The organism is Pseudoalteromonas sp. QJM3NY_12 (assembly GCF_056173165.1).
On sequence record NZ_CM149661.1, the window covers coordinates 763,636 to 785,000 of the forward strand.

At 40.1% G+C, this 21,365-nt stretch carries 19 protein-coding genes and 1 rRNA gene (1 of these 20 running past the window's edge); 16 read left to right on the top strand and 4 right to left on the bottom strand.

From position 1 onward, the window contains the following. Positions 1–169 precede the first annotated feature (169 nt). The 10 genes from glyA (at position 170) to AC0VZ5_RS03620 (ending at position 10,579) form a co-directional block, all read left to right on the top strand. Positions 170–1,426 carry a serine hydroxymethyltransferase gene (glyA, locus tag AC0VZ5_RS03575; protein WP_198521975.1) on the top strand — a complete coding sequence of 419 codons (1,257 nt, stop codon included), beginning with the start codon at positions 170–172 and terminating at the stop codon, positions 1,424–1,426. A 107-nt stretch (positions 1,427–1,533) separates the two neighbouring features. Further along, a complete protein-coding gene (gene nrdR / locus AC0VZ5_RS03580) occupies positions 1,534–1,983 on the top strand; it encodes a transcriptional regulator NrdR (RefSeq protein WP_010390928.1) in 450 nt (149 codons plus the stop codon). Positions 1,984–1,985: 2 nt separating this feature from the next. Continuing rightward, positions 1,986–3,113 carry a bifunctional diaminohydroxyphosphoribosylaminopyrimidine deaminase/5-amino-6-(5-phosphoribosylamino)uracil reductase RibD gene (ribD, locus tag AC0VZ5_RS03585; protein ID WP_198521974.1) on the top strand — a complete coding sequence of 376 codons (1,128 nt, stop codon included), beginning with the start codon at positions 1,986–1,988 and terminating at the stop codon, positions 3,111–3,113. A 24-nt stretch (positions 3,114–3,137) separates the two neighbouring features. Next, positions 3,138–3,791, top strand: a complete 654-nt coding sequence (locus tag AC0VZ5_RS03590; protein WP_198521973.1) for a riboflavin synthase — start codon at positions 3,138–3,140, stop codon at positions 3,789–3,791. A gap of 28 nt (positions 3,792–3,819) precedes the next feature. After that, complete coding sequence (gene ribBA / locus AC0VZ5_RS03595) at positions 3,820–4,932, top strand: bifunctional 3,4-dihydroxy-2-butanone-4-phosphate synthase/GTP cyclohydrolase II (RefSeq protein ID WP_010390933.1); 1,113 nt, start codon at positions 3,820–3,822, stop codon at positions 4,930–4,932. A 93-nt stretch (positions 4,933–5,025) separates the two neighbouring features. Next, on the top strand, positions 5,026–5,490 hold the full coding sequence (ribH, locus tag AC0VZ5_RS03600) for a 6,7-dimethyl-8-ribityllumazine synthase (protein ID WP_008110216.1): 465 nt from the start codon (positions 5,026–5,028) through the stop codon (positions 5,488–5,490). Positions 5,491–5,505: 15 nt separating this feature from the next. Further along, a complete protein-coding gene (nusB, locus tag AC0VZ5_RS03605) occupies positions 5,506–5,916 on the top strand; it encodes a transcription antitermination factor NusB (protein ID WP_010390936.1) in 411 nt (136 codons plus the stop codon). Between the two features lie 88 nt (positions 5,917–6,004). Next, on the top strand, positions 6,005–6,979 hold the full coding sequence (gene thiL, locus AC0VZ5_RS03610) for a thiamine-phosphate kinase (protein WP_010390938.1): 975 nt from the start codon (positions 6,005–6,007) through the stop codon (positions 6,977–6,979). Next, the gene (locus tag AC0VZ5_RS03615) at positions 6,976–7,461 is read left to right on the top strand and encodes a phosphatidylglycerophosphatase A family protein (RefSeq protein ID WP_008110211.1); all 486 of its coding nucleotides are present in this window, start codon (positions 6,976–6,978) and stop codon (positions 7,459–7,461) included. The genes thiL and AC0VZ5_RS03615 overlap by 4 nt, the downstream gene beginning before the upstream one ends. A 31-nt stretch (positions 7,462–7,492) precedes the next feature. Then, positions 7,493–10,579 carry a ligand-binding sensor domain-containing diguanylate cyclase gene (locus tag AC0VZ5_RS03620; protein ID WP_198521971.1) on the top strand — a complete coding sequence of 1,029 codons (3,087 nt, stop codon included), beginning with the start codon at positions 7,493–7,495 and terminating at the stop codon, positions 10,577–10,579. A 61-nt stretch (positions 10,580–10,640) separates the two neighbouring features. On the opposite strand, the gene dxs is transcribed toward AC0VZ5_RS03620, so the two are convergent. From dxs to xseB, 3 genes are all read right to left on the bottom strand, one after another. Then, positions 10,641–12,503 carry a 1-deoxy-D-xylulose-5-phosphate synthase gene (dxs, locus tag AC0VZ5_RS03625; protein WP_475474322.1) on the bottom strand — a complete coding sequence of 621 codons (1,863 nt, stop codon included), beginning with the start codon at positions 12,501–12,503 and terminating at the stop codon, positions 10,641–10,643. A 112-nt stretch (positions 12,504–12,615) separates the two neighbouring features. Continuing rightward, a complete protein-coding gene (gene ispA / locus AC0VZ5_RS03630; RefSeq protein ID WP_138605173.1) occupies positions 12,616–13,503 on the bottom strand; it encodes a (2E,6E)-farnesyl diphosphate synthase in 888 nt (295 codons plus the stop codon). Positions 13,504–13,505: 2 nt separating this feature from the next. Beyond that, positions 13,506–13,748 (bottom strand): exodeoxyribonuclease VII small subunit, encoded by a 243-nt coding sequence (gene xseB, locus AC0VZ5_RS03635; protein ID WP_475474324.1) that lies wholly within the window; start codon positions 13,746–13,748, stop codon positions 13,506–13,508. Between the two features lie 302 nt (positions 13,749–14,050). Here xseB and pomA point away from each other — a divergent pair, with 302 nt between their 5' ends. The 4 genes from pomA (at position 14,051) to AC0VZ5_RS03655 (ending at position 18,398) form a co-directional block, all read left to right on the top strand. Next, entirely contained in the window at positions 14,051–14,818 is a 768-nt protein-coding gene (pomA, locus tag AC0VZ5_RS03640) for a flagellar motor protein PomA (RefSeq protein WP_010390948.1), read from the top strand. 2 nt (positions 14,819–14,820) lie between these two features. After that, positions 14,821–15,741, top strand: a complete 921-nt coding sequence (locus tag AC0VZ5_RS03645; protein WP_075170368.1) for a flagellar motor protein MotB — start codon at positions 14,821–14,823, stop codon at positions 15,739–15,741. A gap of 153 nt (positions 15,742–15,894) precedes the next feature. After that, a complete protein-coding gene (locus tag AC0VZ5_RS03650) occupies positions 15,895–16,380 on the top strand; it encodes a hypothetical protein (protein ID WP_475474327.1) in 486 nt (161 codons plus the stop codon). 77 nt (positions 16,381–16,457) lie between these two features. Next, positions 16,458–18,398 carry a DNA topoisomerase III gene (locus AC0VZ5_RS03655; RefSeq protein WP_475474329.1) on the top strand — a complete coding sequence of 647 codons (1,941 nt, stop codon included), beginning with the start codon at positions 16,458–16,460 and terminating at the stop codon, positions 18,396–18,398. Positions 18,399–18,426: 28 nt separating this feature from the next. Here AC0VZ5_RS03655 and AC0VZ5_RS03660 read toward each other — a convergent pair whose 3' ends face one another. After that, the gene (locus tag AC0VZ5_RS03660) at positions 18,427–19,737 is read right to left on the bottom strand and encodes a M20 metallopeptidase family protein (protein ID WP_475474331.1); all 1,311 of its coding nucleotides are present in this window, start codon (positions 19,735–19,737) and stop codon (positions 18,427–18,429) included. Positions 19,738–19,855: 118 nt separating this feature from the next. On the opposite strand from AC0VZ5_RS03660, the gene AC0VZ5_RS03665 reads away from it, so the two are divergent. Continuing rightward, positions 19,856–20,713, top strand: a complete 858-nt coding sequence (locus tag AC0VZ5_RS03665) for a tetratricopeptide repeat protein (RefSeq protein ID WP_475474333.1) — start codon at positions 19,856–19,858, stop codon at positions 20,711–20,713. Positions 20,714–21,310: 597 nt separating this feature from the next. After that, a 16S ribosomal RNA gene (locus AC0VZ5_RS03670) occupies positions 21,311–21,365 on the top strand; it runs 1,481 nt beyond the window's last position.

Consider the following 21,365-nt stretch of genomic DNA (forward strand, 5'->3'; position numbering starts at 1 on the left):
TCATTTAAAATTGTTATTAGTTTATAAAAAAATATCATCATCAAAATGCTGTGAAATAGTTTCAATCCCTGTTTAAATATCCTCAACTTAAGAGCGTAGGCAAAGAGTCGTTTTAAGCGTACAATAAAGCCTGTAAAAAATACCCATACACGTTGCCCAGGAGACCCCAATGTTAGAACGTAGCATGAATATTTCGGACTTTGATCCAGAGTTATTTGACGCGATGAGCAAAGAAACATCACGTCAAGAAGAGCACATTGAGTTAATTGCATCTGAAAACTACTGTAGCCCACGCGTACTAGAAGCGCAGGGTTCTCAACTTACTAACAAATATGCTGAAGGCTACCCGGGCAAACGTTACTACGGTGGCTGTGAGCACGTTGATGTGGTTGAGCAGTTAGCGATTGACCGCGCAAATGAATTATTTGGTACAGATTACGCAAACGTGCAACCGCATGCCGGTTCACAAGCGAATGCCGCTGTTTTCCAAGCACTATTAAGCCCACTTGATACTGTTTTAGGTATGAGCCTAGCGCACGGTGGTCACTTAACACACGGCTCACACGTAAACTTCTCAGGTAAAACATACAACGCAATTCAGTATGGTCTTAACGAAGAAACTGGCGAAATTGATTACGCACAAGTTGAAGCATTAGCACTTGAGCACAAACCAAAAATGATTATTGCGGGTTTCTCTGCTTATTCAGGTATTGTTGACTGGGCTAAGTTCCGTGAAATTGCAGACAAAGTAGATGCTTACTTATTTGTTGATATGGCGCACGTTGCAGGTTTAATTGCTGCGGGTGTTTACCCAAGTCCTGTGCCATTTGCTCACGTTGTGACAACCACAACACACAAAACATTAGCCGGTCCTCGCGGTGGTTTAATCATTTCTGCGTGTGGCGATGAAGATATTTACAAAAAGCTAAACAGCGCTGTTTTCCCAGGTGGCCAAGGTGGTCCTTTATGTCATGTTATTGCTGCTAAAGCGGTGGCATTTAAAGAAGCACTTCAACCTGAATTTAAAACATACCAAGCACAAGTTGTTAAAAATGCTCAAGCAATGGTTGCAGTATTACAAGAGCGCGGCTACAAAGTAGTATCAGGTAAAACTGACAACCACTTATTCTTACTTGATTTAATCGATAAAGATATCACAGGTAAAGATGCTGATGCTGCCCTAGGTAATGCGAATATCACGGTTAACAAAAACTCAGTACCGAACGATCCTCGTTCACCATTTGTTACTTCTGGTTTGCGTATTGGTTCACCAGCAATCACTCGTCGTGGCTTTAAAGAAGCTGAGTCAAAAGAGTTAGCTGGCTGGATCTGTGACGTACTAGACAACATCGAAGATGAGTCAGTACAAACGCAAGTAAAAGAAAAAGTGAAAGCAATTTGTGCAAAATTACCTGTTTACGCTTAATCCAAGAGTAAAATAGTAATTTAGATCACAACTGCACACATTTTTGTTATGATAATGGCCGCTATGATAGCGGCCATTTTTTGTTTTTAAAACGGAAACACACAGTTATGCATTGCCCATTTTGCACCGCCAAAGATACTAAAGTTATTGATTCTCGCCTTGTCGGCGGGGGACACCAAGTACGTAGACGTCGTGAATGTAATGAGTGCCACGAACGATTTACCACCTTTGAAGGGGCTGAATTAGTCATGCCACGAGTTATTAAGCAAGATGGCAGTCGTGAACCGTTTAATGAAGATAAGTTACTAAATGGCTTAACTCGCGCCCTTGAAAAGCGCCCTGTAAGTACTGAACAAGTTGACGAAGTAGTTAATATAATTAAATCGCAGCTGCGAGCCACTGGCGAACGTGAAGTGTCTAGTCATTTGGTAGGTGAGTGCATTATGGAAGCGCTGAAAAAATTAGATAAAGTAGCCTATGTAAGATTTGCCTCAGTATATCGCTCGTTTGAAGATATACGTGAGTTTGGTGAAGAAATAGCCCGCTTAGGAGAGTAGTAATGACCATGCAAAGCTCGTTTTCAGAGGATGATAAACGTTATATGGCACGTGCCATTGAGCTGGCAAAAAAAGGGCGCTTTACCACCACTCCTAATCCTAATGTAGGCTGTGTACTAGTAAAAAATAATAAAATAATAGCCGAAGGGTTTCATCAATTAGCAGGGCAAGGTCATGCTGAAGTTAATGCTTTGGCTGAGGCCGGTGAAAGTGCTAAAGGTGCAACCGCTTATGTAACCCTAGAGCCTTGCAGTCATTATGGTCGTACACCGCCTTGTGCTGAAGGGCTAAAGGCCGCGGGTGTGAAAAAAGTGATTGCTGCTATGGTTGACAGCAACCCGCAAGTTGCAGGAAAAGGCCTTAAAATTTTAGCGGATGCAGGTATAGAAGTCGCTTACGGATTACTTGAAGAGCAAGCGCGGGCATTAAATTTAGGCTTTTTTAAACGAATGGAGCAGGGGTTACCCTTTGTAACCTGCAAAATGGCCGCCAGTATTGATGGTAAAACGGCGCTTAAAAACGGCCAAAGTAAATGGATAACCGGGCCTGCTGCGCGCCAAGATGTGCAACTATATCGTGCTCAGAGCTGTGCAATTTTAACCGGTGCCGATACAGTCTTGATGGATGATGCAAAACTAAATGTACGCCCAGAAGAACTTCCGGTTTCTTTACCGACCAATTTACCACTGCGCCAACCTGTTCGCGTTATTATTGATTCCCAAAACAGACTTACCCCTGAACTTGCCTTATTTTCAATTCAAAGCGAGGTGATAATATTTACCACTCGGGTTGATAAATCGCATCAGTGGCCTCATTTTGTTAAACAGATCGAACTACCCGAAAAGAACAATAAAGTAGACTTACAAGCAGCACTGCAAAAGCTAGCGCAATTACAGTTTAACAATGTGTGGTTAGAAGCGGGAGCCACATTGGCCGGAAAAATGGCTGAACTTGATTTAATTGATGAGTTTGTTTTTTATATTGCCCCTAAGTTAATGGGTAGCGATGCAAGAAGTTTACTGAATTTCCCAGAGTTAATGAGTATGCAAAATACCATTAATTTAACTTTTAATGAGTGTGTGCCAATTGGTGATGATTTACGTATCACAGCACTAAAAAAAGCTCATTAATCATTTTATATAAAGAGTAGCACTATGTTTACTGGAATAGTTGAAGCGACAGGTAAAATTGCGTTATTACAAAAAAAACAAGGTGATTTAGCTATTCGTATCCAAAGTAAAAACCTTGATATGAATGATGTTAAGTTAGGTGACAGTATTGCAACCAATGGTGTGTGCCTCACTGTTGTTGATAAGCATGTAGATGGCTTTAGTGCTGACTTATCAAATGAAACGATTAGCTTAACAGGGTTTGCACATTACGCTTTAGGGCAAACAGTTAACTTAGAAAAGGCGATGCAACCTGTATCGCGCCTAGGAGGCCATTTAGTGTCTGGTCATGTTGATGGTATTGCCACTATCACAGCAATTAATACCAATGCGCGAGCAACAGAATATTGGTTAGCCACCGACGAAAATTTAATGAAATACATTCCTTATAAAGGGTCTGTGTGTATTGATGGTATTAGCTTAACGGTCAATGCGGTTGAAGGTAATAAATTTAAACTGACAATAGTGCCACACACTAAGGATCAAACGACCATAGCAGATTTTCAAGTCGGTACCAAAGTGAATCTAGAGGTCGACCAAATAGCACGTTATTTAGAGCGCCTTGTAAAGGGAGCTGAGCATCCTACTGGTTCAGATATTTCGATGAGCTTACTCGCTAAAGCGGGCTTTATAAAATAACGATATTGACAACTTATACGAGCAACTTATGAATTTAAACAGCGCACAAGAAATAATAGATGATATTAAAGCCGGTAAAATGGTTATTTTAATGGACGATGAAGACAGAGAAAATGAAGGCGATTTAATTATTGCTGCTGAGCACATAAGTGCAGAAGCAATTAACTTTATGGCGACTCATGGCCGTGGGTTAATTTGTTTAACCATGACCCAAGAGCGTTGCTCGCAACTTGATTTACCGCTGATGGTTAAAAATAACGGTGCTGCATTCTCGACCAACTTTACTATGTCTATTGAAGCATCAAAAGGGGTTACGACGGGGATTTCTGCAGCGGATCGTGCTCGTACTGTTCAAGCTGCCATTGCTAAAGGCGCAGTGCCAAGTGATATTGTACAGCCTGGGCATATTTTCCCTATTATGGCGCAACCTGGCGGCGTATTAACGCGCGCAGGGCACACTGAAGCTGGCTGTGATTTAGCGCGTTTAGCGGGACTTGAGCCGTCATCAGTGATTGTAGAAATTCTAAATGAAGATGGCACCATGGCGCGCCGCCCTGATTTAGAAGTATTTGCTAAGCAACATGATATTAAAATTGGCACCATTGCTGATTTAATCGAATACCGTAACTTAAATGAAACCACTATTGAGCAAGTTGCAAAATGTAAATTGCCAACTGAGCATGGCGAATTTGACTTAGTAACTTACAAAGACACCATTGACGGGCAGCTGCACTATGCATTGCTTAAAGGTGAAATAAAACAACAAGAACCAACGTTAGTGCGAGTGCACTTACAAAGTACCTTTAACGATATTTTACTCTCTGATCGTAATGCTGATCGTAGTTGGGGATTATCGCAAGCAATGGCATATATAGCTGAGCATAATGGCGCTTTAGTTATTTTAGGTAAGCAAGAAAGCACTGACGAATTAGAAGCGACTGTTAAAGCATTCGCTGCAGCTGATGCTGGCGAGAGTGTAACGCCACGCAAATTCCAAGGTACTTCACGTACCGTAGGTGTAGGCTCGCAAATTTTGGCTGATTTAGGTATCCAAAAAATGCGTTTGATGAGTTTACCGAAAAAATATCATGCATTATCAGGCTTCCATTTAGAAGTTGTTGATTACGTAGAGCCACAATAATTACACGCTAGGCTATTATTTTATTTATGTGGTATAATGCGCAGCAATTTTTGCGCAACCGAAATCGCTTAAACTTATTTTTAGGGTTATCAAATGAAAATTATTGAAGGTAATAAATACGCTCCAGGCAAAAAGTTTGCCATTGTCATTTCTCGTTTCAATGACTTTATTGGTAGTAGCTTGCTTGCAGGTGCTGTTGATGAGCTAAAACGTACTGGTGGAGTATCAGAAGATGATATTACCGTAATTTACGTACCAGGTGCGGTTGAATTACCTTTAGCAGCGAAACGCGTTGCAGCAAAAAAAGAATATGATGCAATTATCGCCTTAGGTGTAGTGATCAGAGGGGGCACGCCTCACTTTGATCTCGTCGCTGGCGAGTCAAATAAAGGGCTTGCACAAGTATCACTTGAGTATGATATCCCGGTTGCATTTGGCGTATTAACCACTGAAAGCATTGAGCAAGCAATTGAGCGCGCAGGTACCAAAATGGGTAACAAAGGCGGCGAAGCTGCTTTAGGTGCGCTTGAAATGGTTAATGTGTTAGATAAAATTTAAGTTTAAGGAATTTTTGTGAAACCAGCAGCAAGACGTAAAGCACGTATCTTAGCACTTCAAGCCGTGTATTCATGGCAATTAAGCGGCAATGCAATTGCCGATATCGAACAACAAATGTTGATCGAAAACGATGTGACTAAAATTGATGTTGAATATTTTAAAGATTTAGCGCGTGGAGTTGCAGTAAACCACAAGCAACTAGACGAAGCTGTATCGCCTCATTTAACTCGTCCATTTGATGAATTAGACGAAGTTGAACGTGCTATCTTACGTTTAAGCAGCTACGAGCTTAAATTTCGTGAAGACGTTCCTTACAAAGTGGCTATCAATGAAAGTATTGAATTAGCTAAAATGTTTGGCGCTGAAGATAGCCATAAATTTGTAAACGGTGTACTTGATAAAGCTGTAAAACAGTTACGCAAGTAATAACAACTTTAGCTGATTTTTATCATCAGATGAGTTGTTATAAATAACCGTTAAAAAGGAGAGCCGGCATAGGCCGGCTTTTTTGTGTATGAAGGAATTTGAATTAATTAATCGTTACTTTAAAGGTCGTGGCATTACTCGTCGCGATGTTAATTTAGGGATTGGAGATGACTGTGCGCTTGTCACAGTTCCAGCGAACTGTCAGCTTGCTGTAACCACAGATACCTTAGTTGCTGGGGTGCATTTTTTTCATGATATCTCCCCTCGCGCATTAGGGCATCGAGCTCTTGCTGTTAATTTAAGTGATTTAGCTGCCATGGGCGCAGAGCCTACTTGGGTGTCGGTTGCACTTACCTTACCTAGTATCGATCCACAATGGATTGCTGAGCTGACTGATGGCATGCATGAAATTGCTGAGTACTTTAACGTTCAGATCATTGGTGGTGATACCACTCAAGGTCCACTTAGTATTACTATTTGTGCAAAAGGTACAGTTCCTGAAGGCACAGCATTACGTAGAAGTGGTGCAAAAGTGGGTGATTGGATTTTTGTAACCGGTCCGCTTGGTGATGCTGGGTTGGCGATTGAATCGAAAAAACAAGGCTTATCGATTGCACCTGAACACTTAAAAGATATTAATAAACGTTTAAATTTCCCCACGCCACGTGTAGCTGCTGGGCAAGCGTTACGAGGCTTGGCATCGTCGGCCATTGATATTTCCGATGGTTTACTAGCCGACTTAGGGCATGTGCTAAATTTATCACAAGTTAGTGCCACCATTAATATTGAAAATGTCCCCACCTCAGATGCCATGCAAGCGAGTCTTGATTTTGAGCAGCGACTTCCTTTTGTTCTTAACTATGGCGATGATTACGAGTTACTGTATACCGTTGCTGATAGTAACAAGAGTATGCTAGATATTAAGCTGCGCCAATACGGTGTAGAGGCAAGCTGTATTGGGCAAATAAAAAGTGGTGACGGCAATATAGAGTTATTACACCAAGGTGAGAAGTTTGCTTTTGAACATAAAGGTTTTGAGCACTTTTCCAAGGAGCAGGTTTGAATAAAAACCGATTATTTAATTTAAAACGCCCACATCAATTTTTTGGTTTGGGTTTTGGTACTGGGCTTGCACCAAAAGCACCTGGTACATTTGGCACATTGGCAGCATTACCGTTTATTTTTATTACCATGCATTTTCCGCTATGGTTACAAATTGTATTTGCAGTAGTCATAAGTATCTTTGGTATTTGGGCATGTGGAAAAACAGCCGATGACCTTCAAGTACATGATCATCCCGCAATTGTTTGGGACGAAGTTGCTGGTTACTATATTACTATGATTGGCGCAGCACTTAACTGGCAAACATTACTGGTGGGCTTTTTACTGTTTCGCTTTTTTGATATAGCAAAGCCTGGGCCGATTCGCATACTCGATAAACGTGCCCATGGTGGGTTTGGTATTATGGCCGATGATGTACTTGCAGGTATTTTTTCGCTTATTTGTTTGCAAGCATTGATAAAAGTAGGTTTACTACCCTTTTAATTTATTATTTGTTTAACTAGGTGGCAGCACTATGATGCGATTTTTATTGGTTTGTGTACTTATGCTATGTGCCATGCCAAGTACGGCTTCAATTACTGATTACGTAGTTAAACAATGGAATATCAAAGACGGCTTACCCTCACAATCCCTAAAAAGTGTAGTACAAGATAACCAAGGCTATATGTGGCTTGGCACTCAATTTGGATTAAGCCGTTTTGATGGCAATACCTTCACTAATTATAATACCCAAAATAGTTTATTTTTACCCAGCAATGGTATTAATAAGCTATTGATCGATGGAGAAGGATTATTGTGGGTAGGCACTAAAAATGGCCTTGTGGTTATCGATCCTGAAAAGCTAACCGCACAAGAGTTTAATATTAAAGGCCCTGTAAGAGATATTCTTGAAGATTCTCAAGGCAGTATCTGGATAGCAGCTAATGGGCTCTATTATATAGACAGAGGCCAAATAGAACTGCGCGACCAACTAAATAATCCTAGTCCTATTGTAAACGCCACAGCTATCACCCAAATTGTGGGATCGGTCAGTAAAATGGCGCTTTCACCTGAGGGAATTTGGCTGGTTAACGACCGTAATTTATTACGTTTAACGCAAAGCTCGTCTGACTTTTCTAAATTACGCTTAGAACTAACCGCTAAAGTGGCTCTGCCTGATCGTTTAGCGCAAACCATTGTTCACGATCTATCGTTTTTAAATGGTAATTTGTACCTAGCTTCTGAGTTAGGGGCTTACTTTTTAGATTTAGATGACGAGCTACGTCCGTTTCCACTTCCCAATGCTAATAACTCAGCTGTGTATAAGTTTATGAGCGATGGTAATGGCGGCTTGTGGATATCAACCTATGGACGTTTATTATTTAGAGCTAAATCTAATGATTGGCAGTGGGTTGAACCCAGCCAATTAGATCAGAGTATTTGGTTTGCCGATATATTTAGAGATGATGAAAATAACATATGGCTAGCGAGTTTTAGTGAAGGGTTATGGCTTGCTCATGAAGGGCGAATAGAGCGCCATTCAGCCATTTCTAAAATGACCGAAGCGGTGATGGCGATTAGTAAATCACCTGATGGTAAGTTATGGATTGCCAATAAAAGTGGTATTGGTTATTTTGATGCCGATAAAACCTTTATCAATGTTATCAATAGTGCCAAGTATGGAAATGCCTCGGTACATGACCTGCAATTTGATGGTGATCGCCTTTATGTTGCTACTGGCAGAGGCTTGTTTTTCTATGAGTCGAATACCTTATATAGTTTCCCTGCTCGTGCTTTGAGCGATAACCCTGTTTTTGCAATTAGCACTTCAACTAAAGGCGGCTTTTGGGTAGGCACCGGACGAGGGTTATATCGTCTAAATTATAATGGCTTAAACCCTTTTGCGTACAATGCGTTCTTAGGTAGTAAGTTTGTTACTTATGTTCTAGATAAACCAAATTTTGGCGTGATTGGTACCAGTAAAGGCGCGTATTACTTTACTGAACGCGGGATAGAAAAAATAGGTGACCAAACCACCTTAGAAAGTGCGTACGTTACTAGCATTTTACACATTAAAGGCGTAGGTATTTTAATTGGTTCGTTGAATGATGGTTTGTTTTATCGCAGTGGACAAGGGCAATGGCAGCAACTAGACGCCGCCAATGGACTGCCATATGGTTCTATATTCAGCTTAGAATACGATGACACCTCAAAGCGAATTTGGGTAAGCACCATGAAAGGGGTTTACCGTATGCCTGTTGAGCAATTTAAAGCCAACATCGAAAGCCTAAAAGTAGAAGAAGTGATCTCTTCATTTGACCGTCAGCTCGATGGTAAAGCCAGCCAATGCTGTAATGGTTTAGGCCATGATGCCGTAGTTGATACGGATAACTCTATTTGGTATCCCAGTTTGCAAGGCGTTGTAGAAATCCCTAAAGACGTAGAGTTATTTGGATTACGTTCGCTTAAACCAACTATAGAAACCTTAACCACGCCATCACGAAAGCTCGCAGCAGCTGCTTTAGGTAAAAAACCGGTTCTTGAGACTGATGAGCGTGATGTGACACTTACCTATACCGCGATTGATTATTACGCTCCGGCAAGTATTGAGTTTAGATATAAACTCAATGGACTTGATAACGATTGGCGCTATGCAAATACCCGCAGAGAAGCAATTTATACAAATTTACCCGCCGGTATGTTTTTATTCGAATTAGAAACTAAACGCCAAGGTGAGGATTGGGGTAAAGCGCAATCAGCAGAATATGCGTTTATTGTTCCAGAGCGATTTGGTGAAACTATCTACTTTAGGTTACTGATCACCAGTGGTTTTGTGTTGCTCTTTTATTTAGTGTTTTGGGTCTTTAAAGTTCAAGAGCGACGCAAGCAACAAGTACTCGAAGGGCTTATTACTGAGCGAACCTTAGAGCTTCGCCAAGCAAATGATAAATTAAACCAAGTAAACTCTCAGCTTAAACTTGTTAGTCACTCTGATGAGCTAACAGGGCTGAGAAGTCGTCGTTTCTTGTTTGATCAATTACCAAAAGATATTGAGCATTTTCAACGTAACTCGCAGTCATTGCAGGCTCAGGGTAAATCTTTGGTGCTATTAATTATTAATTTAGATAATTTTAGCCGTATTAATGATGCCTATGGTCCTATTGCTGGAGATAGCTGTTTACAACAAGTAGCGGCATTACTTAACTCGCGTACTCAAGGCTCTGATTATGTTGCTCGGTGGAGTGGTGATGAGTTTTTACTGTTATTACGCGATTTTAAGTGTAATTTAATCGACAGCTATGTATCTGAATTATGCCAAGCTATTGCCGATTATACCTTCCAACTTCCTAACGGTGAGACAACCAATATAACAGCGTCAGTGGGTTGGTCTTTCTATCCGCTACCTCTGCTAGGTGGTCAAGTTATTAGCTGGGAAACATCGATTAATTTAGCTGATATCGCATTGCATCAAGTTAAAAAACGCGGCGGCGATGGCGTTGCTAACATTACCTTTGATGAGCAATTAGATGCATTTGAGTTTGAGCAAAACCCGAATGTTGAACAGCAGATTGGCCTATTGCAAAGTAATGGCTTAGCCGACATTAAAGTGTGGATGCGCTAGATGTTAAAGTTAGCAATAAAAAAGGAGCCAATGGCTCCTTTTTTATTAAACACTATAAGTATTAGCTCATAAATGCTTTGATTGAGGTTAATATACCTTGCTCACCTAACCCCATTTCATCGTGCATTTGCTGTTGAGTACCGTGTTTAATGAATTCATCCGGTATACCTAAGTTAAGTATTTTTACAGCCGCTTTTTGAGTAGCTAAATACTCATTAACTGCCGAACCTGCACCACCAGAAATTGCATTATCTTCAAGTGTTACAATGATATCGTGGTTAGCGACAAGTTCATCAATTAAACCAGTATCAAGTGGTTTAATAAATCGCATATTAACTAAAGTGGCATTGAGCTCATCAGTGGCTAATTGGGCGTTTTCAAGCAAGGTACCGAATGACAATATAGCTACTTTAGCACCTTGTTTAATTACGTTAGCTTTACCAATTTCGAGCTGTTGCATAGCGCTTTGAACCTCTGCTGTGCCCGCACTGCCACGCGGGTAACGCACAGCTACTGGGCAATTGGCTTGATAGCCAGTGTATAGCATTTGACGGCATTCGTTAGTATCGCTAGGTGCCATAATAACCATGTTAGGAATACAGCGCATAAAGCTTAGGTCATAGGCGCCTTGGTGAGTTTCACCATCAGCTCCGACAATACCTGCGCGGTCAATAGCAAATAATACCGGTAGGTTTTGCAATGCAACGTCGTGAATTAGTTGATCATACGCACGTTGTAAAAAGCTAGAGTAGATAGCAACAACGGGTTTTAACCCTTCACAAGCAAAACCTGCAGCAAGGGTTACAGCGTGTTGCTCAGCAATTGCCACATCAAAATATTGTTCTGGGTGTTCTTTAGAAAAGCGCACCATTCCCGAACCTTCACGCATCGCAGGAGTAATTGCCATTAACTTGTTGTCTTGCTCTGCCATATCGCAAAGCCAATCACCAAATACATTTGAGAAAGTCGCTGCACTTGGTTTAGATTTCGGTAAACTTGAAGTCGCAGGATCAAATTTTGGTACGCCATGATAACCAATCGGATCGGCTTCTGCGGGCTTGTAACCTTTGCCTTTTTGGGTTTTTATATGTAAAAGTTGTGGGCCTTTTAAGTTACGCATGTTACGCAGCGTATCAACCAGCATATTCACATCATGACCATCAATTGGACCAATATAGTTTAGGCCTAATTCTTCAAAAAAAGTACCCGGGATCATCATCCCTTTAATGTGTTCTTCCATACGGCTGGCAAGTTCTTTTACCGGCGGTACACCAGAAAGAAGCTTTTTACTGCCTTCGCGGATGTTGGTATAAAAGCTACCTGATAAAATACGCGCAAAATGATTGGTTAACGCGCCGACGTTTTCAGAAATCGACATTTCGTTATCGTTCAAAATAATCAACATATCTGATTTAACATCACCTAAGTGATTCATCGCTTCAAAGGCCATACCTGCGGTAATTGCGCCATCGCCTATCACCGCCACTGTTTTACGACCTCTGCCTTCTTTTTGCGCAGCAATAGACATACCCAGCGCCGCTGAAATAGAGGTACTTGAATGGCCAACACTAAACGTATCGTATTCACTTTCGTCTCTAAATGGAAATGGGTGCAATCCATCTTTTTGACGAATGGTGTGCATTTGGTCACGACGTCCCGTTAGTATTTTATGTGGGTAGGCTTGATGACCTACATCCCAAACTAAACGGTCGTCGGGAGTGTTGTACACATAATGTAATGCAACGGTAAGTTCTACGGTTCCTAAACCAGACGCTAAATGGCCGCTACTTTGCGATACTGAATTGAGTAAGTAATCACGCAATTCATGGCTAAATGCAGGAAGCTTATCTTGTGCTAAGTCTCGCAAGTGGACTGGTTCGTTCACCAAATTAAGTAATGGATACTTGCTGCTATCAAGTGTCATGGTTTTTTATATATCCTTCGCTAATATTAACTTTCCTCAAAAGTTAGATTTAAGAGGTAAACTAATATTCAGTAATAATTTTGTTCTAAGAGTTAATACGTTTTAGCCATGTTTAATGGTCACGTTCAATTAAATAGTTTGCCAATGCCGCTAAGTCGGTCGTGTCTGCGTCAATATTGGCTAACGCCTCATGGGCTTGCTGTATCAAATTTAGTGCTTTTTGCTTAGCACCTAGCATACCTAATAAAGCGGGGTATGTCGCTTTATTAGCAGCAATATCTGACCCTTGAGGCTTACCTAAAGTCAGTGTGTCGCCCTCAACATCTAAAATGTCGTCATGAACCTGAAAGGCCAGCCCAATAGCATACCCAAAAGTAGATAAGTTATCTAAAGTATGTTGGCTAATATTAGGAGCGCAAAGTGCGCCCAAAGTAATCGCACAATTTATTAATGCGCCGGTTTTAAGTTTATGAATACGTTCTAATTCATCAACCGTAATAACTTTATCTGTTGCTGCAATATCGCGGCCTTGTCCGGCAACCATTCCTTGCAAGCCTGAAGCATGGGCTAATTCTGCAATCATTTTTAACTGAGCTTCTGTTGAGCATTTAAATGTGTGCTTAGCAATAAGCTCAAATGCTAAGGTTTGCAGTGCGTCACCTGCTAAAATAGCTTGTGCTTCACCATAGACAATATGACATGTAGGACGGCCACGACGTAAATCATCGTCATCCATAGCGGGCAAATCGTCATGCACTAATGAATAACTGTGAATGCATTCTATCGCTGCTGCAAGTACATCTAAATCACGCTTGTCAGCACCTAACATTTTACCTGTGGTATAAACTAAAAAGGGCCGCAATCTTTTCCCGCCATTCATTAAACTATAATGGGTGGCTTCTTTTATGGTGTTGTCGCTTTCAAGAGGTTGTTCGAAATAAAGATTGAGAGTATTGGCTACATCATCTTGAGCAAGCTTTATTTGTTCTTTTATGCTCACAATTATTCCATATCGTTATTAAATTGAGTAAGCGGTGCTTTTTCGTCATTACCCATTAATATCGACACCTTTTGCTCGGCTTGTTGAAGTTTACCGGAAGACACACTGGCTAATGCAATGCCGCGCTCAAATTGCTTTAAAGACTGTTCAAGCGATAAATCACCTTGTTCCATTTCACTGACAATTGTTGTTAGTTCTTCTAGTGCTTGTTCGAAACTTAAATTTTCAGGTTTTTTAGTCGCCATCTTTATTTTCAACTTACATAATAAATTTAAACGCCAATTTTAGGGGGAATGCTAAACTAGGTCAAAGAATGTTATGTTTTTTTGATAGATAAATGCTGTTAATTGGGTTTTACTGCGCTTCAGCGTTATTTTTTAAATTATAAATTCTGATTAGTTAGATTGATTACCTATGTTGATCTAAAATAGGACTAATCGTAATTTTATCGTTTATCATAAAAATCACTTAAGTATTTCAGTATCTTGCCGATATACATTTAATAACAACGCTTGCGAAGAAAAAATATAAAACCTTTGGAGGGAATGTGGATTTAGCAACCATTATTGGGATCCTTGGCGCAATTGGCTTAATTGTCATGTCCATGTTTATGAGTAGTAGCGGCGAAGTCGGTATGTTTTACAATACTCCTTCCGTGGTTATTGTATTTGGTGGCTCCCTTTTTATCGTTTTATCCAATTTTACTATGTCGCAATTTTTAGGCATTGGTAAGGTTTGTGCTAAAGCGTTTATGTTTAAAATTGAACCCCCTGAAGCCTTAATTGAAAAGGCGGTTGAGCTAGCCGATTCTGCCCGAAAAGGCGGGTTTTTAGCATTGGAAGAGGCTGAAATTCCAAATCCATTTATGCGCAAAGGCGTTGATATGCTCGTAGATGGGCATGATGCAGATGTAGTGCGCGCTACATTACAAAAAGATATTTCCCTCACTACAACTCGCCATGAAATGGGCGCAAGCTTATTTAAATCGTTAGGTGATATTGCTCCTGCAATGGGGATGATTGGTACATTAATCGGTTTGGTGGCTATGTTATCAAATATGGATGACCCAAAAGCAATCGGCCCAGCAATGGCTGTAGCCTTGTTAACAACGTTGTATGGGGCATTTTTGGCGAATGTTGTCGCCATTCCTATTCAGGTAAAACTTGAATTGCGTAAAGACGAAGAAGCAATGAACCAGCGACTTATTTTGGATGCAGTATTAGGCATTCAAGATGGCCAAAACCCTAAAGTAATTGAGGGGATCTTGAAAAATTATTTGGCTGAGTCTAAACGCGCGGTAAACACTGAGGAATAGTTATGTCTGATGAAGAGTGTAAATGCCCACCCCCAGGGTTACCTGCATGGATGGGGACATTTGCCGATTTAATGTCGCTATTAATGTGCTTTTTTGTACTCTTACTCGCGTTTTCTGAAATGGATGTGCTTAAATTTAAGCAAATTGCAGGCTCTATGAAGTTTGCTTTTGGTGTACAAAATAAAATAGAAGTTAAAGATATTCCAAAAGGCACCTCAGTTATTGCGATGGAGTTTACTCCAGGTAAGCCTGAGCCGACCCCCATTGAAACTATTCAGCAGCAAACAGTTGAAATGACTCAGCAAATGCTAGAGTTTCAGGCGGGCGATGAAAGCTCAGCTGGCGGACGCCAAGAACAACGTGGCGAAAAACGAGGCGGTGAGTCTAGCAGCACCTCAGAAGAAGTTGCTTCAGCGCCTGCTGTTTCTGCTGCCGATCAAGAACAAATAAATGATTTAGTTAAAAAAATTGCACAACAACTCGAAAAGCAAATTATTGATGGAGCTATTGAGCTTGAGTCATTAGGTCAGCAAATCATTATTCGTATTAGAGAGAATGGTTCGTTTCCATCGGGCAGTGCGTTTTTACAACCCCAATTTAAACCTATCATTCAAGATATTGGCCGGTTACTAAAAGATGTTCCCGGGGAGATCACCGTCTCCGGTCACACTGATGACTTCCAAGTCTCTAATGAGCTTTATATTAATAACTGGGATTTGTCCTCTAAACGAGCTGTTGCGGTAGCAAGTGAGCTGCAAAAAGTTGCTGGTTTTGATAAGACACGAATGATGGTCGTGGGGCGTGCAGAAACCAGACCTTTAGTGCCGAACGACTCCCGAGAAGATCGAAGACGTAACCGCCGGGTGGAAATTTCAATCTTACAAGGCAAGGCGAAAGAATCAGATCCTATTGATATTAGATAGAATTTATTGGTTTTGTTACTTTTTTAGCATAGAATACACCTTTATTAACAGATGTAATTAAACTGGAGTGAATATGTTGGATAAGTTTTGTAGTATGCCTGGTAATGGAAATGGCGATGACGATGATAAAAAAACGAATTTTACTAAGTAATCATGCCTGATTGGTTTGATAAAGTCTTAGAGATTACAAACAGTAGCTGGATGCTTTTTTTGAGCCCAGCTATTTTTGTTTTTTATTTACGAAAAGATTTTTGTGCTTTAAGGTTTACTTTATTAACAGCCGCTTTTTTTCTTTTTGGTGCTTTAATTCATTCATCAATCAAAGAGTTTGATGACGGTACCTACATATATCGTTATATAATTTGGGCATTTAATGATTTAGCGTGGATGGCTCTGATTGCTTATTTGGGCCTGAAAGATAAAGTGCATTTGTGGCAATGCGTACTGGGCCAACTTGTGGTTATTGGTGCACCCATCCTGCAGTTGTTTCGTCTAGTTGACCGTCACCTTTGGGATTTATCGTACAGCACTTATATGTATAAAACTTTGCTGCCATTAATTAATATTGGCACTATTGTAGTGTGTTATCTTCCTCTTTTATATATTTTTGCTAATAAGCGAAATAAAGCTTTAAGTTAATAACTACAAAAACACCCCTCGTTTTAAAATGATATGCTAGACTACTGTTTATATGAACAGTGTTAGAGCTTTTGGTTATGAAACTTTATATTGCTGAAAAACCCTCGTTGGGTCGCGCTATTGCAGACGCACTTCCTAAACCGCATAAAAAGCATGATGGCTATATTGAAGTGGCGAATGGTGATTGCGTATCTTGGTGCATAGGTCATCTGCTCGAGCAAGCAGAACCCGATGACTATGATGAGCGTTTTAAAAAGTGGCGATTTGAACATTTACCTATTGTGCCTGAGCATTGGCAACTTAAAGCAAAGCCTAAAACTCGTAAACAACTCACTATTTTAAAAAAGCTAATCAAACAAGCAACAACACTTGTACATGCTGGCGATCCTGACCGTGAAGGCCAGTTATTAGTTGATGAAGTAATAGAACAAGCAAAAATCAGCCAAGCAAAAAAGCAAAATATTCAGCGCTTACTGATCAGTGACTTAAACTTAACGGCAGTTAAAAAGTCACTAAATAGTATGCGTGCTAACCGTGACTTTATTCCTTTGAGTGTTTCTGCTCTTGCGCGGTCTCGTGCTGATTGGTTGTTTGGCATGAACTTGACGCGTGCATACACATTAGCGGGGCAAAAAGCGGGATTTGGTAATGTATTGTCGGTTGGGCGAGTGCAAACACCCATTTTGGGCCTAGTAGTTAATCGCGATAACGAGATAGCAAATTTTGTATCAAAACCATTTTATGAAGTACTTGCTCACCTTGATACACCTAAGGAGCAATCATTTACTGCTAAGTGGATACCAAGTAAAGCGTGCGAACCTTATCAAGATGAAGAGGGCAGAGTGCTTAACAAAGCTTTAGCTGAAAATGTAACTTCACGTATCGCTAATCAACCAGCAAGCGTAACTGCTCTTGAGCAAAAGCAAAAAAAACAAACCGCGCCGCTTCCCTATAATTTGTCTGCTTTACAAATAGATGCCGCTAAAGCGTTCGGAATGCCAGCGCAAAAAGTGCTCGATACTTGCCAGGTTTTATATGAACGTCATAAGTTAATTACTTACCCACGCTCAGATAATCGTTATTTACCAAAAGATCATCATCAAGATGCAGCTGCGATACTAAAAGCGATTGCAGTAAATGGAGCCCAAAAAGCAGAATTTGTTAATGGAGCAGATGCAAAAAAACGAAGTAAATGTTTTAACGATTCAAAAGTAGCAGCTCACCACGCGATTGTACCAACAGCTAAACAGTTAAAAACTGTGAGTTTAGCAAGTGATGAAGAAAAAATTTATCAGTTAATAAGTCGACACTATTTAATTCAGTTTTATCCCGATTACATTTACAACGAAACCAAGGTAGAGGTAACTATAGCGGGTGGTTTATTCAAAGCTAATGTAAAACAAGATGTAGACTTGGGTTTTAAATTGCTTATGGGTAAGTCAGAACTTAAAGAAGAAGCAACATTGCCTTATTTGGAAAAAGGCATGGTACTTACCTGTACTAAAGGTGAGGTGGTGCAAAAGCATACAACTTCTCCTGCTCATTTTACCGATGCAACCTTACTTGCTGCTATGACGGGAATTAGCCGTTATGTAAAAGACTCGCAAATCAAAAAAATATTAAAAGAGACAGATGGCCTTGGTACTGAAGCCACTCGCGCAGGTATCATTGAACTATTATTTAAACGTCGATTTTTAAAACGTGAAGGAAAAGCAATTAAAGCAACTGAAACAGGTCTGGCACTAATTGGTGTATTACCTGAGGGGTTATCAAGCCCCGATTTAACTGCAAAATGGGAGTCGAGTTTAGGAGATATCGCTCAGCAAGCAATGAGTTATCAGCAATTTATACAGCCTTTGCTAGCTGATTTAACTAATTTTGTAAGCCAAGCAACTAACTGCGATAGTAATGTATTTGCACATTTGCCAAAAACATCGCCTAAGAAGCGTTTTGCTAAACGTACAAAGAAAGCGCCGTATAAAAAGTCGAGTTACAAAAAAAGCCCTGCGGTAAATTAAACTCAGGGCTTAAAAATAACCTTGAAGATTATTGATTGAATAATGCTACAGCGGCATTGCTCATTGCAGTTATTCCTGTTGGAAGCGCTACTTTATAATCGGGAGCAAATTTACTTGAATGTAATGAAGGGAGTGTTTCATTATTTTTCATTGCATTTGTATATTGCTGTTGGTTAACTCCGCCTAACCAAAATAAAGTAATGGGGATGTTTTCATCTGTTCTACCATATAGTCCAAAGTCTTCACCAGCCATAACAGCTTTAGTTTCAAGTACATTTTTTACACCAATTGCATCAGCAATGGCACTCCTAACTATATTTGTTTGCTCCGGATTATTGTAAGTAGATGGAATCGATTCACTTTCATGAACATACACTTCTGGGTAGAGCGCTTCTTCTAAGCCAGCACTGTGTGCAATACCTGCAGTAATACGTTTAATCGCAGCAATTTGCGCATTTCTAACTTCCGGGTTATAGCTACGCAGAGTAAGTTTTAGCTTTACTTCATCAGAAATTACATTGTGTTTTGAGCCGCCATGGATAGATCCAACAGTGATCACTGATGGTTCAAGAGGAGATAACTCCCGACTCGTAATTGTTTGTAATGCTAAAATGGTGCGAGCAGCAATAATAACAGGGTCAACAGTCGTATGTGGATAGGCTCCATGGCCTCCTTTACCTTTTATGGAAATATCAACTGAGTCGACGCTTGCCATAGTGTACTCATTTTTCAGAGCAATTTTTCCTGCCGGTACACTGGCACTAACATGTAAAGCAATAATATGATCAGGTTTTGCGTATTTGCTAAATAACCCTTCACTTAGCATTGCTTTTGCACCACCCCCAACTTCTTCAGCTGGTTGCGCAACCATCATTAAAGTACCTTGCCACGACTGTTTATTTTTAATTAGTTGTTGCGCGGTGCCTATAAATGAACTCATATGAATATCATGACCACAACCATGCATAACACCGACTTTGCTACCTTGTTCATTTACTGTGGTAACAGTTGATGCGTATGCTTTTCCAGTTTGTTCTGTTATCGGTAAAGCATCAGTATCAGTTCGAATCATAACGGTAGGGCCTTGACCATTTCTATATATACCTACGACGCCATAACCGCCAACGCTATTGGTTACATCAAACCCAAGCTTTTGAAGCTGCGAAGCCATTTTTTTACCGGTTTGCTGCTCATGATAAGACAGTTCAGGTGACTGGTGTAAATCTAGATAAAGCTTTTCTATTGCTGGCATACTTTTATTAAGATCCAACTTGAGTGTTTGCGCACTTAATAATGGGCTAACTAATAAACACAGTGCACTCGCATATACTAATTTCATATTTCCCTCGCTACCTTATAATGTATTTAAATGATTTAAATGATTTAAATATATGGCTTGTAATTATTATCTTCATCACCATATAAAAACCTAAATAGATGAACATGGCAATAACTCAATGAGCAATAAAGTTAATCTTAACGCACAAAACCTTCAGCAAGTATTAGGTGAAACATCACAACAAAAGTTAGTACTACTTAACTTTTTTTCGCCACAAAGCCCAGAATGTATTAGCCAAGCAGCTATTTTAGATAAGCTAGCCGCCGAATATAATAACTATATAGTTGTTGCAAACTTAGATTGTGATGCAGAGCAAGCTTTGGCCTCGCAACTTGCCCAGCAAGTCGGTTTACAAACTTTGCCTACCTTAGTGTTATTAAAAGACTCAGCTCCAGTTGATGTATTAGCGGGTGCACAAACAGAAAGCCAAGTACGTGATGCCCTATCTAAACACTTACCTGCACAACAAGACCTTTTATTAGAGCAAGCCAAGCAAGCACTGGTTAATAGTGATTTAAATGCCGCGTTTAATTATGCTAAGCAAGCGTATGAATTAGATAGTACTAATGCGAGAATTAAATTAGTGCTTGCAGATATATGTATACAGATTCACAAACTCGATGAAGCCGCAGCATTAATAGAAACAATAGAAGCACAAGATCAAGATGCATACTTTAATAACATTAAAGCTAAATGTGAGGCTGCACTAGAGGCAACTGATTCACCTGAAATAAAAGCATTGCAAGAAAGGGTAGCCAAGCATCCTAATGAGCTTGAATTACAAATGGAGCTAAGTAACCTACTCAATGAAGCAGGAAGGAAAGAAGAAGCATTAGAAGCACTCTTTACTATTCTTAAGAAAGATCTGAATTTTGATGAGGCTAAGCCAAACTTCTTGGCTGTTATTGCGTCTTTACCAGATGGCGATGCGCTAGCTGCTAAATATCGTCGCAAGCTTTATAGCATTTTGTATTAACGATTAAGATAAACTCTCTATAAAAAGCACCTATGTAAAGGTGCTTTTTTGTTTCTGCGTTAGGATAGTAGGGTAAAAGCAAGGTTATCCACAGGGTTTTGTGGGTATCTTGTGTGTCTGGGTGGGGTATCTTTGGGGTAAAAATTAAATGCAAAAAAGCGTTTAAAAACGCTTGCGTTAAAATCGATTCGCCCTATAATGCGACCCCACTGAGACGGGGAACGCCAACGCATAGCGAGGCACGAGCTACTCAGTGAGTCGAGTAAAACTTAGTTTTGAAAACTTTCAAGTTTAACAAAATTAAGTGTTGACAAAAAAATAGGAAAGCGTAATATGCGCAGCCCTAGCGAGATAAAGTTTAACGCTTTAATCGCAACGTTCTTTAACAATATAAAGCAATCATCTGTGTGGGCACTCGTACAGATTGAGTTCTAACAGCCAAGCTACTTAGGTAGTGAGGCAAACAAATTTAGAGTCTCAATTGAAACTGAGTGACCAACAGCAATAAATTTATTTATTGCAGCACAGTCAATTCAATATCGAAAGATATTAAATAAATTCAGAATTCATTGAGCTGTCGAAAGACATAAAACTTTTTAATTGAAGAGTTTGATCATGGCTCAGATTGAACGCTGGCGGCAGGCCTAACACA

Excerpts from the sequence above, each read along its gene's own strand:
- glyA (WP_198521975.1), top strand. The coding sequence starts at position 170 with ATGTTAGAACGTAGCATGAATATTTCGGACTTTGATCCAGAGTTATTT.
- nrdR (WP_010390928.1), top strand. The coding sequence starts at position 1,534 with ATGCATTGCCCATTTTGCACCGCCAAAGATACTAAAGTTATTGATTCT.
- ribD (WP_198521974.1), top strand. The coding sequence starts at position 1,986 with ATGACCATGCAAAGCTCGTTTTCAGAGGATGATAAACGTTATATGGCA.
- AC0VZ5_RS03590 (WP_198521973.1), top strand. The coding sequence starts at position 3,138 with ATGTTTACTGGAATAGTTGAAGCGACAGGTAAAATTGCGTTATTACAA.
- ribBA (WP_010390933.1), top strand. The coding sequence starts at position 3,820 with ATGAATTTAAACAGCGCACAAGAAATAATAGATGATATTAAAGCCGGT.
- ribH (WP_008110216.1), top strand. The coding sequence starts at position 5,026 with ATGAAAATTATTGAAGGTAATAAATACGCTCCAGGCAAAAAGTTTGCC.
- thiL (WP_010390938.1), top strand. The coding sequence starts at position 6,005 with ATGAAGGAATTTGAATTAATTAATCGTTACTTTAAAGGTCGTGGCATT.
- AC0VZ5_RS03620 (WP_198521971.1), top strand. The coding sequence starts at position 7,493 with ATGATGCGATTTTTATTGGTTTGTGTACTTATGCTATGTGCCATGCCA.
- dxs (WP_475474322.1), bottom strand. The coding sequence starts at position 12,503 with ATGACACTTGATAGCAGCAAGTATCCATTACTTAATTTGGTGAACGAA.
- xseB (WP_475474324.1), bottom strand. The coding sequence starts at position 13,748 with ATGGCGACTAAAAAACCTGAAAATTTAAGTTTCGAACAAGCACTAGAA.
- AC0VZ5_RS03645 (WP_075170368.1), top strand. The coding sequence starts at position 14,821 with ATGTCTGATGAAGAGTGTAAATGCCCACCCCCAGGGTTACCTGCATGG.
- AC0VZ5_RS03650 (WP_475474327.1), top strand. The coding sequence starts at position 15,895 with ATGCCTGATTGGTTTGATAAAGTCTTAGAGATTACAAACAGTAGCTGG.
- AC0VZ5_RS03655 (WP_475474329.1), top strand. The coding sequence starts at position 16,458 with ATGAAACTTTATATTGCTGAAAAACCCTCGTTGGGTCGCGCTATTGCA.
- AC0VZ5_RS03660 (WP_475474331.1), bottom strand. The coding sequence starts at position 19,737 with ATGAAATTAGTATATGCGAGTGCACTGTGTTTATTAGTTAGCCCATTA.
- AC0VZ5_RS03665 (WP_475474333.1), top strand. The coding sequence starts at position 19,856 with ATGAGCAATAAAGTTAATCTTAACGCACAAAACCTTCAGCAAGTATTA.